This is a genomic window from Pseudomonas sp. AK106 (assembly GCF_053903055.1).
Map to the genome: position 1 here is coordinate 2,741,435 of NZ_CP096426.1, position 15,172 is coordinate 2,756,606.

Below are 15,172 nucleotides of genomic sequence, written 5' to 3' on the forward strand. Positions count from 1 at the left end.
ATCGAAGACGCAGCGATGATTGGAGAGCGTTACCCGCTTACCCGTTGACCAGCTTCATCGCCGCATCGGGATAACGGCCGCCTGCGACAGCGTTAACCGGGAACAGGTCTTTCAGCGCCTGCAACTCTGCTGCGCTGAGGGTCACGTCCAGCGCAGCGACGTTCTCTTCCAGGTATTTGCGCTGCTTGGTGCCGGGAATCGGAATGACGTCATTGCCCTGGGCGAGGACCCAGGCCAACGCCAGCTGGCCGGCGGTAATGCCTTTTTCTGCCGCCAGTTGTTCCACCTTCTTCACCAGCAGCAGGTTTTTGGCGAAGTTCTCGCCCTGGAACCTCGGACTGCTGCGGCGATAGTCATCGGCGGCGAAGTCGTCCGGGCTCTTCAGTGCGCCGGTCAGAAAACCGCGCCCCAACGGGCTGTACGGCACAAACGCAATGCCCAGCCGGCGGCACGTGTCGAGCGCGCCGTTTTCTTCCGGCTCGCGGCTCCACAGTGAATATTCGGTCTGCAGGGCGGCAATGGGATGAACCTTGTGCGCGCGTTCGAGGGTGCTTGCCGACGCCTCGCTCAAGCCGAGAAAGCGCACCTTGCCTGCCTTGACCAGCTCGGCCATGGCGCCAACGGACTCTTCGATCGCCACGCCGGGATCAATGCGGTGCTGGTAATACAGATCCAGGGTGTCGATTTTCAGACGCTGCAACGTGTCATCGATCGCGGCGCGGATGTATTCGGGACTGCCATTGACCCCGCGCGCGCCGGCGTCGCCTGGCGTACGCACGATGCCGAACTTGCTGGCGATGAACGCCTGATCCCGCTTGCCAGCCAGCGCCTTGCCCAGCAGTTCCTCATTGGTGTGGGGGCCGTACATATCGGCGGTGTCCAGCAGGGTGACGCCCCTCTCCAGCGCCCGGTGCAGGGTGGCGATGGCTTCGTCGGCGTTGCCGCCCGTCGTATAGAAGTCGGTCATGCCCATGCAGCCCAGGCCCAGGGCCGAGACCTGCGGGCCGTTTTTGCCAAGTTGACGCGTTTGCATGATGGATGCCTTGTCGATCAAGAGGACCACCATTCTTGCGCCTCGACAGCGTCGGGATAAACCGGCTAAAAGTGCTTTCACTATTGGTAATTTCTAAACAATCTCTCAGCGGAACCGTGACAAGCCATGGATAAATTCAACGCGATGCGGGCCTTCACGCGCATTGTCGAGCTGGGCGGTTTCGCCAGGGCCGCCGACAGCCTGCACATGCCCCGGGCGTCGGTGACCATTCTGATCAAGCAGCTGGAGGCACAGTTGGGCGTGCAGTTGTTGATGCGCACCACGCGGCAGGTGACGCCGACGCCGGACGGTCAGGCCTATTACCACCGCTGCGTCAGCGTGCTGAACGAGCTTGAAGCGGCCGAATCGTTGTTCTCTTCGGTGGCCCGGGACCCGGAAGGCGTGCTGCGAGTCGACATGCCGTCGGGCATCGGCCGACTGATCATCATGCCGCTGCTGCCAGAGTTCACCGAGCGTTATCCCCGGCTGGCAATGGAAGTGGGCATGAACGATCGTCCCGTGGACCTTATCCGGGAGGGCTACGACTGCGTGATACGTGGCGGGGAGCCCCTCGATCAGTCGCTGGTGGCGCGACCGCTCGCTCACATGCGCCAGGTGGTGTGCGCCAGTCCCGGGTATCTGCAGCGCAGGGGCACGCCGCTCTCCCTGGCCGATCTGCAGCACCACCAGATCATCGAATACTTCTCTTCCACCACCCACAAACGCTATGGGCTTGAGTTCGTCATTGATGGCCGAGTTCAGGCGCCCGACCTGCCCAAGGCCCTGGCGACCAACAGCGCCGATGGCTACCTCGCGGCGTGCAGAGCAGGGTACGGACTGGTGCAGACGCCGTACTACCACGTCGCCGAATCGTTGCGCCGCGGCGAGCTGATCGAAGTGCTGGGCGATGTCGAACAACCGCTGTTGCCCCTGACCGCGCTGTACCCGGCACACCGGCAGACGTCGCGGCGGGTGAGGGTATTCGTCGACTGGGTAGTGGACGTCTGCGCCCGCCCGGGGCTGATGGACAAACCGGTAATGCACCCCGTTTCCTGACAATAAAATCGTTTCTGGCGGTAGGTTGCCACGCTTTTTCATGGTTAACTTCCGCCCTTGAATGCCACTCAAACAAGGACTCAGCTCATGCCACAAGTGACTCGTAGAGGCTCTCCGGTACAGATCAGCGGCGAACTGCCGACCGTCGGCAGCAAGGCGCCGGCCTTCAAACTGGTGGCGGCCGATCTGTCCGACGCAACCCTGGAAACCTTCGCCGGCAAGCGCAAGGTGCTGAACATCTTCCCGAGCGTCGACACCCCGACCTGCGCCACCTCCATCCGCACGTTCAATGCCCAGGCCAACGAGCTGAACAACGCCGTTGTGCTGTGCATCTCCGCCGACCTGCCGTTTGCCCAGGCGCGTTTCTGCGGCGCCGAAGGTCTGGAAAACGTGAAGAACCTGTCGACCATGCGCGGCGCGCAGTTCATGCAGGACTATGGCGTTGCCATCGCCGACGGGCCGATGGTGGGGCTGACCACCCGTGCTGTCGTGGTGCTGGACGAAAACGACACGGTGCTGCACAGCGAACTGGTACCGGAGATCGGCCAGGAGCCGAACTACGACGCGGCGCTGGCCGTATTGAAGTAAGCTGGCAAGCGGCGTATTGCCATCAGTCGACGGCATTACCCGGCAACATCCAGGCGGCCTGACACCCTCAGGCCGTTTTTTATGGGTACGTCAGCACCTTATTCCGAGTAAGCACTAGGTAAATTGCCGGTAAAGCCCCTTTGCCTTGCCGGACTCTATGCTTATTGTTCAGCCTCCCGAAGACGCTCACGCGCACACTGGTTGATTTATCCATGCAATTGTCTGGCCCCCGTAATTCCCGTCGCTGGCTGATAAGCCTGTTGGTTCTGTTGATCGTCGCTGGCCTGTGCTGGCGCTTCTGGCCGGGATCCGCGTCGCAACCGAACGCCACGGCGCAGAAAGGCGATCAGGCCCAGGCCAGCGCAAGCCGCAGCGGCGGCAACGGCAAGGCGGTGGCCAAGCGTCCCGGGTTCGGCGGCTCCACCGCCCCGGTACCGGTGCGGGTCGCAGTCGCGAACACCGGCGACTTCCCCATTTACTACAAAGCCCTTGGCACTGTGACCGCGCTGAACACGATCAACGTGCGCAGCCGCGTGGCAGGCGAATTGATGAAGATCAATTTCCAGGAAGGCCAGCAGGTCAAGGCCGGCGATTTGCTGGCGGTGATCGACCCGCGCAGCTACCAGATCGCGCTGCAACAGGCTGAAGGCACGCTGATGCAGAACCAGGCGCTGCTCAAGAATGCTCAACTCGACGTACAGCGTTATCGGGGCCTGTACAAAGAAGACAGCATCGCCAAGCAAACCCTGGACACCGCCGAATCCCTGGTCGGCCAGTACCAGGGGACGATCAAGACCAATCAGGCAGCCGTGGGCGACGCGAAGCTCAACCTGGAGTTCTCGCAGATCCGGGCGCCGATCTCGGGCCGCATCGGCCTGCGCCAGCTGGACGTCGGCAATCTGGTCGCTGCCAACGACACCACCGCCCTGGCGGTGATCACCCAGACCAAACCGATCACTGTCAACTTCACGCTTCCGGAAAAAGACCTCGCCGAGGTGCTGAGCCGTTACCGCAGCGGCGGCAAGTTGCCGGTCGAGGCGTGGGACCGTGGCGACCTGAAGCTCCAGGCCACCGGCGTGCTCGCCAGCATCGATAACCAGATCGACATCACCACCGGCACGTTGAAGTTCAAGGCGCGGTTTGATAACGACAACGAAGCGCTGTTCCCCAATCAGTTCGTGAACGCACGCCTGCTGGCCAATACCCTGAAAAACGTGGTGCTGGTGCCGTCGGCCGCGGTGCAGTTCGGCGTTAACGGCACCTTCGTGTACGTGATGGACGGCGACAAGACCGTGCGCATTCGCGCCCTCAAGACCGGGCCAAGCGACGAGAACGCCACGGTGATTACCGAAGGTCTGGCGGCCGGCGACCGTGTGGTGCTCGAAGGCACCGACCGCCTGAAAGACGGCAGTGCGGTGGACGTGGTCAACGACAGCAAGGACGTGCCGGCCTCGCCGGGTCAGCAGTTGCAGGGCAAGCCCTCGAAGGAGCCCGGTGAGTCAGCGGGTACCGAGACCGCGAAGAAAGGCAACGTATGAACCTGTCACGCCTGTTCATCCTCAGGCCGGTCGCCACCACGCTGAGCATGCTCGCCATCGTGCTGGCCGGTCTGATCGCGTACACGCTGCTGCCGGTGTCGGCGCTGCCGCAGGTGGATTACCCGACCATTCGGGTGATGACGCTGTACCCCGGCGCGAGTCCGCAAGTGATGACCAGTGCCGTGACCGCGCCCCTTGAGCGCCAGTTCGGGCAGATGCCGGGCCTGACCCAGATGGCCTCGACCAGTTCCGGCGGGGCCTCGGTCATCACCCTGCGTTTCAGCCTCGACATCAACATGGACGTCGCCGAGCAGGAGGTGCAGGCGGCTATCAACGGCGCGACCAACCTGCTGCCGAGCGACCTGCCGGCGCCCCCGACGTATAACAAGGTCAACCCGGCCGACACGCCGGTGCTGACCCTGGCCATTACGTCGAAAACCATGCTGCTGCCCAAACTCAATGATCTGGTCGACACGCGCATGGCGCAGAAGATCGCGCAGATCAGCGGGGTGGGCATGGTCACCATCGCCGGCGGCCAGCGTCAGGCGGTGCGGATCAAGGTCAACGCCGACGCACTGGCGGCCAACGGCCTGAACCTCGCGGACGTCCGGACGCTGGTCAGCGCCTCCAACGTCAACACGCCCAAGGGTAATTTCGACGGCCCGACGCGGGTGTCGATGCTCGACGCCAATGACCAGCTCAAATCCCCCGAGGAATACGCCAACCTGATTCTGGCGTACAACAACGGCGGCCCGCTGCGACTCAAGGACGTCGCCGAGATCGTCGACGGCGCCGAAAACGATCGCCTTGCCGCGTGGGCCAATGAGAACCAGGCCGTGCTGCTGAACATCCAGCGTCAGCCAGGCGCCAACGTGATCGACGTGGTCGACCGGATCAAGGCGCTGCTGCCCAGCATCACCGAGAATCTGCCCGCCGGGCTTGACGTCACCGTGCTCACCGACCGCACCCAGACCATTCGCGCGTCGGTCAGCGACGTGCAGCACGAGTTGATGATTTCCATCGTGCTGGTGGTGCTGGTGACCTTCCTGTTTCTGCGGCGCTTCAGCGCGACGATCATTCCCTCGGTGGCCGTGCCGCTGTCGCTGATCGGCACCTTCGGCGTGATGTACCTGGCCGGCTTTTCGGTCAACAACCTGACGTTGATGGCGATGACCATTGCCACCGGTTTCGTGGTCGATGACGCCATCGTCATGCTGGAGAATATTTCCCGGCACCTGGAGGAGGGCGAGACGCCGTTGCAGGCGGCGCTCAAGGGCGCCCGGCAGATTGGTTTCACGCTGATCTCGCTGACCATCTCACTGATTGCCGTGCTTATTCCGCTGCTGTTCATGGCCGATGTGGTCGGGCGGCTGTTCCGCGAGTTCGCCATCACCCTGGCCGTGGCGATCCTGATTTCCCTCGTCGTGTCCCTGACGCTGACGCCGATGATGTGCGCGCGCTTGCTCAAGCGTGAGCCGAAAGAAGAAGAGCAGGGCCGTTTTTACCGGGCCAGCGGCGCGTGGATCGACTGGCTGGTGGCCGCCTACGGGCGCAAGTTGCAGTGGGTGCTCAAGCATCAGCCGCTGACCCTGCTGGTCGCCATCGCCACCCTTGGAATCACGGTATTGCTGTATCTGGCCGTGCCCAAGGGCTTCTTTCCGGTGCAGGACACCGGTGTGATTCAGGGCATTTCCGAAGCGCCCCAGTCGGTGTCGTTCGCCTCCATGAGCCAGCGCCAGCAGGCCCTGGCGAAAATCATCCTGAAGGACCCTGCGGTCGCCAGTCTGTCGTCGTACATCGGCGTCGACGGTGACAATGCGACCCTCAACAGCGGTCGGATGCTGATCAACCTCAAACCCCATAGCGAGCGGGATGTGACGGCGTCCGAAGTGATCCAGCGCCTGCAGCCCGAAGTCGATCAGCTGTCGGACATCCGCCTGTTCATGCAGCCGGTGCAGGACCTCACCATCGAGGACCGGGTCAGCCGCACCCAGTACCAGTTCAGCATGTCCTCGCCGGACGCCGACCTGCTCAATCTGTGGAGCGGCAAACTGGTGGAGGCGCTGGCTCAGCGGCCGGAGTTGACCGATGTCGCCAGCGACTTGCAGGACAAGGGTCTGCAGGTGTTTCTCAACATCGACCGCGATGCCGCCAGTCGGCTGGGCGTGACCGTCGCCAACATCACCGACGCGCTGTATGACGCCTTCGGCCAGCGGCAGATTTCCACCATCTACACCCAGGCCAGCCAGTACCGGGTGGTGTTGCAGGCCGACTCGCGCAGTGAGCTGGGGCCCGAGGCGCTGGAACAGATTCACGTCAAGACCACCGACGGCGGGCAGGTCAAGCTGTCGAGCCTGGCCCGGGTCGAACAACGTCAGGCGCAGTTGGCGATTGCCCACATCGGCCAGTTTCCGGCGGTGATGATGTCGTTCAACCTGGCGCCGGGCGTCGCGCTGGGCAAGGCCGTGGAAGTCATCGAGCAGGTGCAGAAAGACATCGGCATGCCGATCGGCGTGCAGACGGAATTCCAGGGCGCAGCCGAAGCCTTCCAGGCCTCGCTGTCCAGCACGCTGCTGCTGGTGCTGGCGGCGGTGATCACCATGTACATCGTGCTGGGCGTGCTCTATGAGAGCTACATCCACCCGATCACCATTCTGTCCACCCTGCCGTCGGCGGCCATCGGTGCGCTGCTGGCGCTGATCCTCAGCGGCAATGACCTGGGCATGATCGCCATCATCGGCATCATCCTGCTGATCGGCATCGTCAAGAAGAACGCGATCATGATGATCGACTTCGCCCTCGACGCCGAACGCAACCGCGGCATCGACCCGGAGACCGCGATCTACGAAGCGGCCCTGCTGCGTTTCCGCCCGATTCTGATGACCACCCTGGCGGCACTGTTCGGTGCGATCCCGCTGATGTTCGCCTCAGGCTCCGGGGCCGAGCTGCGCCAGCCCCTGGGTCTGGTGATGGTCGGCGGCTTGCTGGTCAGCCAGGTCCTGACGCTGTTCACCACGCCGGTCATCTATTTGTACTTTGATCGGTTGGGGCGCCGGTTCCAGCGCAACGAGAAAACCGAGGTGGCGGTATGACCGGCCAGCTGCAAGCCTCAAGCTTCAAGCTGCAAGCTAGAAGCAGCCATGCGCAGGCCGGGGCTTTTGCCTTCCCTTGCAGCTTGAAGCTTGCCGCTTGGAGCTCCCGCCCATGAATCTGTCCGGGCCCTTCATCAAACGCCCCGTAGCGACCATGCTCTTGAGCCTGGCAATCATGCTGCTGGGCGGGATGAGCTTCGGTCTGCTGCCGGTGTCGCCGCTGCCGAACATGGATTTTCCGGTGATCGTGGTCAGCGCTTCGTTGCCCGGCGCCAGCCCGGAAATCATGGCGTCGAGCGTGGCGACGCCGCTGGAGCGCTCCCTCGGGGTGATCGCCGGGGTCAATACCATGAGCAGCCGATCGAGTCAGGGCTCGACGCGGATCATTCTGCAGTTCGACATGGACCGCGACATCAACGGTGCTGCCCGGGAAGTCCAGGCGGCCATCAATGCGTCGCGCAGCCTGCTGCCCAGCGGGATGCGCAGCATGCCGACCTACAAGAAGGTCAACCCGTCCCAGGCGCCGATCATGGTGCTGTCGCTTACCTCCGACGTGCTGGAGAAGGGCGAGCTGTACGACATGGCGTCGACGATCCTTTCCCAGAGCCTGTCCCAGGTGAACGGCGTCGGCGAAGTGCAGATCGGCGGCAGCTCGCTGCCCGCCGTGCGCGTGGAGCTGGAGCCCAAGCTGCTGTCCCAGTACGGCGTGTCGCTGGACGAAGTGCGCACGACCATTTCCAATTCCAATGTGCGCCGCCCGAAAGGCTCGGTGGAGAACAGCGAGCACAACTGGCAGGTGCAGGCCAATGACCAGCTGGAGAAGGCCAAGGATTACGAATCGCTGATCATCCATTACGCCAATGGCGCGGCGTTGCGGCTCAAAGATGTGGCCAAGGTCAAGGATTCGGTGGAAGACCGCTACAACAGCGGCTTCTTCAATGACAAGGCCGCCGTGCTGCTGGTGATCAACCGCCAGGCCGGCGCCAACATCATCGAAACCGTGGCGGCGATCAAGGCGCAGTTGCCAGCGTTGCAGGCCGTGCTGCCCGCCAGCGTCAAGCTCGACCTGGCCATGGACCGCTCGCCGGTGATCAAGGCCACCCTGCACGAAGCCGAAATGACCCTGCTGATCGCCGTGGTGCTGGTGATTCTGGTGGTGTTCCTGTTTCTCGGGAATTTCCGTGCCTCGCTGATTCCGACCCTGGCCGTGCCGGTGTCGCTGGTGGGCACCTTCGCGATCATGTACCTGTACGGGTTCTCGCTGAACAACCTGTCGCTGATGGCGCTGATTCTCGCCACCGGCCTGGTGGTCGACGATGCCATCGTGGTGCTGGAGAACATTTCCCGGCACATCGACGACGGCGTACCCCCCATGGAGGCGGCTTATCTCGGCGCCAAGGAAGTCGGCTTCACGCTGCTGTCGATGAACGTGTCGCTGGTGGCGGTGTTCATCTCGATCCTGTTCATGGGCGGGCTGGTGGAGAGCCTGTTCCGCGAGTTCTCCATCACCTTGTCGGTGTCCATCGTCGTTTCCCTGGTGGTTTCGCTGACCCTGACGCCGATGCTGTGCGCCCGCTGGCTCAAGCCCCATGTGCCGGGCTCGGAAAACCGCCTGCAGCGCTGGAGTCAGCGCGTCAACGACCGCATGGTTGCCGGTTATGACCGCAGCCTGCGCTGGGTGCTCCGCCATCGGCGCCTGACCCTGCTGACGCTGCTGCTGACCATCGTCGGCAACATCGCCCTGTACGTCGTGGTGCCCAAGACCTTCCTGCCGCAGCAGGACACCGGCCAATTGATGGGGTTTGTACGGGGGGATGACGGCCTGTCGTTTTCCGTGATGCAGCCGAAGATGGACACGTTTCGCTCGGCGATCCTCAAGGACCCGGCCGTGGAGAGCGTCGCGGGCTTCATTGGCGGCAACGGCGGCACCGGCAACGCGTTCATCATCGTGCGCCTGAAGCCGATCAAGGAACGCAACATCGGCGCCATGGAAGTGGTCGAGCGGCTGCGCAAGGAAATGCCGCTGGTGCCGGGCGGGCGCCTGTTCCTCCAGCCGGATCAGGACCTGCAACTGGGCGGCGGCCGCGAGCAGACCACCTCGCAATACCAGTACATCCTGCAAAGTGGCGACTTGGAAACCCTGCGCCTGTGGTATCCGAAGGTCGTCGCGGCACTGAAGTCGCTCAAGGAGCTGACTGCCATCGACGCTAACGATGGCGGCGGCACCCAGCAGGTGACGCTGATCGTCGACCGCGATGCGGCCAAGCGCCTGGGCATCGACATGAACATGGTCACCACCGTGTTGAACAACGCCTACAGCCAGCGTCAGGTGTCGACCATCTATGACCCCCTGAACCAGTATCAGGTGGTCATGGAGGTCAACCCGAAATACGCCCTCGACCCAACCACCCTGGAGCAGGTCCAGGTGATCACTGCCGACGGCGCGCGGGTACCGCTGTCGACCATTGCCCGTTACGAGCGCAGCCTGGAAGACGACCGGGTCAGCCACGACGGTCAGTTCGCCTCGGAAAACATCTCCTTTGACCTGTCCGACGGCGTCACCCTCGACCAGGCCAACGCCGCCATTGAACGCGCCGTCGCGGCGGTGGGCCTGCCCGAGGACGTGATCGCCAAGATGGCCGGGACCTCCGACGCTTTCGCCGCCACCCAGAAGAGCCAGCCGTGGATGATCCTTGGCGCGCTGGTGGCGGTGTACCTGGTGCTGGGCATTCTCTACGAAAGCTACATCCACCCACTGACCATACTGTCGACGCTGCCCTCGGCGGGGGTCGGCGCGCTGTTGAGCATCTACCTCACCGGCGGGCAATTCAGCCTGATCTCGCTGTTGGGGCTGTTCCTGCTGATCGGCGTGGTGAAAAAGAACGCGATTCTGATGATCGACCTCGCCTTGCAGCTTGAACGCCAGGGCGGCATGACCCCGGTGGAATCCATTCGCAACGCCTGCCTGCAGCGCCTGCGACCGATCCTGATGACCACGCTGGCGGCGATTCTCGGCGCCGTGCCGTTGCTGCTGAGCAGCGCCGAAGGGGCGGAAATGCGTCGCCCACTGGGCCTGACCATCATCGGCGGCCTGATCCTCAGCCAGATCCTCACGCTGTACACCACGCCCGTGGTTTACCTTTATCTCGACCGTCTGCGCCATCGTTTCAACCAATGGCGCGGTGTGCAGACGGATGCTGCCCTAGACACTCCGCTATGAACGACTCGATGAAAGCGCCTGGCCCACAGCGGACGTTGCCGTTTCACAGGACCTTCGGCGTTGCCTTGTGTGCGCTGCTGCTCAGTGCCTGCGCCGTCGGCCCGGATTACAAGACACCGGACATGCCGACCCCGGCGCACTTCAAGCAGGCCGAAGGCTGGACCCAGGCCAACCCGAGCGATGCGATGGCGCGCGGCGCGTGGTGGGAAATCTACGGCGACGCCCAGCTCAACGCGCTGGTGGAAACACTCAATACGTCCAACCAGACCGTGGCGCAGTACGAGGCGCAGTACCGGCAGGCCGCCGCGTTGGTGCGCAGTGCGCGGGGCGCGTTTTTCCCGACGCTGGACCTGACCACCAGCAAGAACCGCTCGAGCCAGGGCACCGGCAGCAGCAGTTCCAGCCTGAGCAGTTCCAGCAGCGGCATTCGCGACACCTACAACGCGCAACTGGGCGTGAGCTGGGAGGCCGACGTGTGGGGCAAGTTGCGCCGCGGGCTGGAAGCCGACAAGGCCAGCGCCCAGGCCAGCCTCGCCGACCTGGCGTCGATGCGCCTGAGCCTGCAATCGCAGCTGGTGCAGAACTACCTGCAACTGCGGGTGATCGATGAGCAGAAGCGTTTGCTCGAAGCGACCGTCGACGCCTACCAGCGCTCGCTGACCATGACCCAGAACCAGTACCGCGCCGGGATTTCCGGCCGCGATGCCACGGCCCAGGCGCAGACGCAACTCAAGAGCACCCAGGCCGACCTGATCGACCTGCAATGGCAGCGCGCGCAGTTCGAAAACGCGATTGCCGTGCTGATGGGGCAGGCGCCGGCGGACTTCAGCCTCGCGGCGACCACCTCAATTCCGGCGGTGCCGCAGATTCCGGCGCAGCTGCCGTCGCAATTGCTCGAACGCCGCCCGGACATCGCCGCAGCCGAGCGATCGGTGATGACCGCCAACGCCAATATCGGCGTGGCCAAGGCCGCGTATTACCCGGACCTGACCCTGAGCATGAGCGGCGGCTACAGCAGCAGCACCGTCAGCAACTGGATTTCCCTGCCCAACCGCTTCTGGTCGGTCGGCCCGCAATTGGCGATGACCCTCTTCGACGGTGGCCAGCGTGCGGCCGAAGTGGACCGCACCGAGGCGGTCTACGACCAGACCGTCGCCCAGTACCGCCAGACCGTGCTCGACGGCTTCAAGGAAGTCGAAGACTACATGGCCCAGTTGCGCGTTTATGAGCAGGAATCCGGGGTGCGCGACGAGGCGCTGCAATCGGCGCGCGACTCCCTGCGCCTGACCAACAACCAGTACAAGGCAGGGCTGATCGGCTACCTGGACGTGGTCAACGTGCAGACCACCGCACTGAGCAACGAACGCAGTGTGCTGAATGTGCTGGAAAGCCGGTTGGTTGCCAGCGCCCAATTGATCGCGGCATTGGGCGGCGGTTGGGACGCTGCCACCGGGCTGAAAGCGGGCGCCGAAGTCTCCGACCGCTGATGTGAATTAAATAGCGATGTGCCACCTTCGCAACGGAGTGACGGGACTTTCACAGGAATTTCGGTACAATCGCGGCCGAATTGATCAGGGCTGAAAGGCCGCACTCCGTTGAGCCAAGAGCCAGCCATGTTGATCGGCCATTACACCAATTCGCTGGTTCTGATTTCAGTCCTCGTAGCGATTCTCGCGTCTTACACGACCCTTGATCTGGCCGGGCGCATTGCGTCGGCCCGCGGTCGGGCGAGGATGCTGTGGGTGTGCGGCGGCGCGCTCTCCATGGGCATCGGCATCTGGTCGATGCACTTCATCGGCATGCTTGCGTTCACGCTGCCCATCGAGCTGGCGTACGACATACCGCTGACACTGCTCTCGTTGCTGATGACCATTTTCTCCTCGGGTTTTGCCTTGTGGCTGGTCAGTCACGACCGCGTCCCGTTGTCGAATATGCTGTTCGGCGCACTGGTCATGGGCCTGGGCAGCTGCGCCATGCATTACACCGGCATGGCGGCGATGCGCATGCAGCCGGGCATAGACTACGACCCCACCTTGTTCGGGTTGTCGTTGGTCATTGCCGTCACCGCGTCCGCCGTCGCGCTGAGCATCGCCGTGCGGCTGCGCAAGGAAACCCCTTACGTTCGCCTGGCACGCGGGGGCGCGGCGGTGGTCATGGGGTTTGCGATCCTGGGCATGCACTACACCGCCATGACCGCCGCCAACTTTCCACAGGGCAGTTTCTGCGGCGCGCTTTCCAATGGCCTGCGCACCGACGGTCTGGACAAGGTGGTCCTGGTCACCAGTCTGGCGGTGCTGGGCATCACCTTGCTGACGTCGGTGCTGGACGCGCGCATGGCGGCGCGTACCGCCCAACTGTCACTGTCGTTGAAAGAGGCCAACCGCGAGCTCACGCAACTGGCCCTGCACGACAACCTGACCGGGCTCCCCAACCGCATGTTGCTGGCCGATCGTATCGATCAGGCCATGCGCAAGGTCGATGCCCAGGGCGGCATGTTCGCCCTGATGTTTCTGGATCTGGATGGCTTCAAACCGGTGAACGATGCGTTCGGCCATCACGTCGGCGACCAGCTCTTGCGGGCCGTGGCCTTCCGATTGCGCGAGAACTTCCATCGCCATGACACCCTGGCGCGCATCGGCGGCGATGAATTCGTGTTGCTGGTCGAACTCGACGATGGCGAAGAGGCGGTCAGCGTGGCGTCGCGTCAGGTCTCGCTGGTGAACCAGCCGTTCAGCGTGCAGGAACACGATCTGCAGGTGACAGTGAGCATCGGCATCAGCCTGTACCCGGGGAACGGCCGAACCCAGCAGGAATTGCTGATGAACGCCGACGCCGCGATGTACCACGCCAAGAACGCCGGCAAGAACGGCTACAGCTTCTTCGACGCGTCGATGAACACCAATGCGCGCAACAAGCTGCAGTTGCAGCAGGACCTGCGCCTTGCGCTGCGTGACGGGCAATTCTGCCTGCATTACCAGCCCAAGTTCAGCACAAGCTCCCACCGGCCGGTCGGTGCCGAAGCACTGTTGCGCTGGAACCATCCGCAGCTCGGGCTGCTGATGCCGGATACCTTCATCGGTCTGGCGGAAAAAACCGGCTTGATCATTCCGGTCGGCGAATGGGTAATGAGCGAGGCGTGCCGGCAGATGAAGTGCTGGTACGACGCCGGCAACACTGACTGGCGCGTTGCCGTGAACCTGTCGGCATTGCAATTCAGCCATGTCGGGCTGATCGAAGCCGTCGCGGATGCATTGACGACCCACGGGCTGCCGCCCAACTGCCTGACCCTGGAAATCACCGAAACCACCGCCATGAGCGATGCCGACGCGAGCATGACCGTGCTGCGCAAGCTCTCTGACATGGACGTGGACCTGTCCATCGACGACTTCGGCACCGGCTACTCCAGCCTGATGTACCTCAAACGCCTGCCGGCCAACGAATTGAAAATCGACCGCGGTTTCGTGCGCGACCTGGAGCCCGACAGCGACGATGCGGCCATCGTGTCGGCGATCGTTGCGCTGGGTCAGGCGCTGAACCTGCGCATCGTTGCCGAAGGGGTCGAGACCGCCAGCCAACAGAGTTTCCTGACGCGGCTGGGCTGCGACGCGTTGCAGGGCAACCTGCTGGGTTCTCCATTGCCGGCCGAGGGTTTCATGGCTGACATTGAAGCTGCCCGGCGTCGTGTCCGCGAAATCACCGAGTGAGTGTTAACACCCACCCCACCTCCACGCATTGATCGACTGGGAACGTTTATGGATAAAAATCTCCTCATCACCGGCGGCTCCCGGGGTATCGGGGCCGCCACGGCGGTGCTGGCCGCAGCGCAGGGATATCGCGTGTGCATCAACTATCTGTCCGATCACGCTTCGGCCGAGCGGTTGTGCGGGCAGATTCGCGAGGCGGGCGGGCATGCCATTGCGGTACAGGCGGACGTCAGCAACGAGGATGAGATCATTCGTCTTTTTGCCCGGATCGATGCCGACATGGGCCGAATCACTGCGCTGGTCAACAACGCCGGCACGGTGGGCGAGGCTTCGCGGCTGGACACGATGTCCGAGTTTCGTCTGCTGAAGATCATGATGAGCAACGTAGTCGGGCCCATGCTCTGCAGCAAGCACGCGCTGCTGCGCATGTTGCCCCGTCATGGCGGGCGCGGCGGCAGCATCGTCAATGTCTCGTCCGTGGCGGCACGGCTCGGATCACCCGGTGAATACGTCGACTACGCGGCGTCCAAGGGCGCCCTGGACACCTTCACCGTCGGGCTGGCCAAGGAAGTGGCGGGCGAGGGGGTGCGGGTCAACGCCGTGCGCCCCGGTTACATCTTCACCGAATTCCACGCCCTGAGCGGCGACCCTCACCGCGTCAGCAAGCTGGAACCGACCATCCCCATGGGCCGTGGCGGACTGGCCGATGAAGTGGCGGAAGCGATTCTGTGGCTGCTGTCGGACAAGGCGTCCTATTCGACGGGGTCGTTCATTGACCTGGGCGGCGGTCGGTAGTCACCGCTGAATGTGCCGCCGTCTTCCCGGCTGAAGCCGGTCCTACATCCGCGTTCACAGTCAATTCCGCTGACTGCACGGGGTCCCTTGTAGGACCGGCTTTAGCCGGGAAGGGGCCAGTCCTGGCACTTAAGATTTGCAGCGCT

General features: G+C 63.3%; 9 protein-coding genes. 8 read left to right on the plus strand and 1 reads right to left on the minus strand.

Going from position 1 to position 15,172, the window contains the following annotated elements; genetic code table 11:
- Positions 1-37: 37 nt before the first annotated feature.
- Positions 38-1,033: an aldo/keto reductase gene (locus tag M1E04_RS12310; RefSeq protein WP_296306338.1), complete on the minus strand. Its 996-nt coding sequence runs from the start codon at positions 1,031-1,033 to the stop codon at positions 38-40.
- Positions 1,034-1,159: 126 nt separating this feature from the next.
- On the opposite strand from M1E04_RS12310, the gene M1E04_RS12315 reads away from it, so the two are divergent.
- From M1E04_RS12315 to M1E04_RS12350, 8 genes are all read left to right on the plus strand, one after another.
- Positions 1,160-2,089 carry a LysR family transcriptional regulator gene (locus M1E04_RS12315; RefSeq protein ID WP_296306340.1) on the plus strand — a complete coding sequence of 310 codons (930 nt, stop codon included), beginning with the start codon at positions 1,160-1,162 and terminating at the stop codon, positions 2,087-2,089.
- A gap of 87 nt (positions 2,090-2,176) precedes the next feature.
- Positions 2,177-2,677, plus strand: coding sequence for a thiol peroxidase (gene tpx, locus M1E04_RS12320; RefSeq protein ID WP_192131756.1), 501 nt, complete (start codon positions 2,177-2,179; stop codon positions 2,675-2,677).
- A gap of 197 nt (positions 2,678-2,874) precedes the next feature.
- A complete protein-coding gene (locus tag M1E04_RS12325) occupies positions 2,875-4,215 on the plus strand; it encodes an MdtA/MuxA family multidrug efflux RND transporter periplasmic adaptor subunit (protein ID WP_192131994.1) in 1,341 nt (446 codons plus the stop codon).
- A complete protein-coding gene (locus M1E04_RS12330) occupies positions 4,212-7,307 on the plus strand; it encodes an MdtB/MuxB family multidrug efflux RND transporter permease subunit (RefSeq protein ID WP_296306343.1) in 3,096 nt (1,031 codons plus the stop codon). Before M1E04_RS12325 ends, M1E04_RS12330 begins: the two co-directional genes overlap by 4 nt.
- A gap of 112 nt (positions 7,308-7,419) precedes the next feature.
- The gene (locus M1E04_RS12335) at positions 7,420-10,527 is read left to right on the plus strand and encodes an efflux RND transporter permease subunit (RefSeq protein WP_065990611.1); all 3,108 of its coding nucleotides are present in this window, start codon (positions 7,420-7,422) and stop codon (positions 10,525-10,527) included.
- An 8-nt stretch (positions 10,528-10,535) separates the two neighbouring features.
- Positions 10,536-12,014: an efflux transporter outer membrane subunit gene (locus M1E04_RS12340; RefSeq protein WP_296306357.1), complete on the plus strand. Its 1,479-nt coding sequence runs from the start codon at positions 10,536-10,538 to the stop codon at positions 12,012-12,014.
- A 126-nt stretch (positions 12,015-12,140) separates the two neighbouring features.
- Entirely contained in the window at positions 12,141-14,231 is a 2,091-nt protein-coding gene (locus M1E04_RS12345; protein ID WP_456293095.1) for a putative bifunctional diguanylate cyclase/phosphodiesterase, read from the plus strand.
- Positions 14,232-14,279: 48 nt separating this feature from the next.
- The gene (locus M1E04_RS12350) at positions 14,280-15,026 is read left to right on the plus strand and encodes an SDR family oxidoreductase (protein ID WP_410930144.1); all 747 of its coding nucleotides are present in this window, start codon (positions 14,280-14,282) and stop codon (positions 15,024-15,026) included.
- Positions 15,027-15,172: the final 146 nt, after the last annotated feature.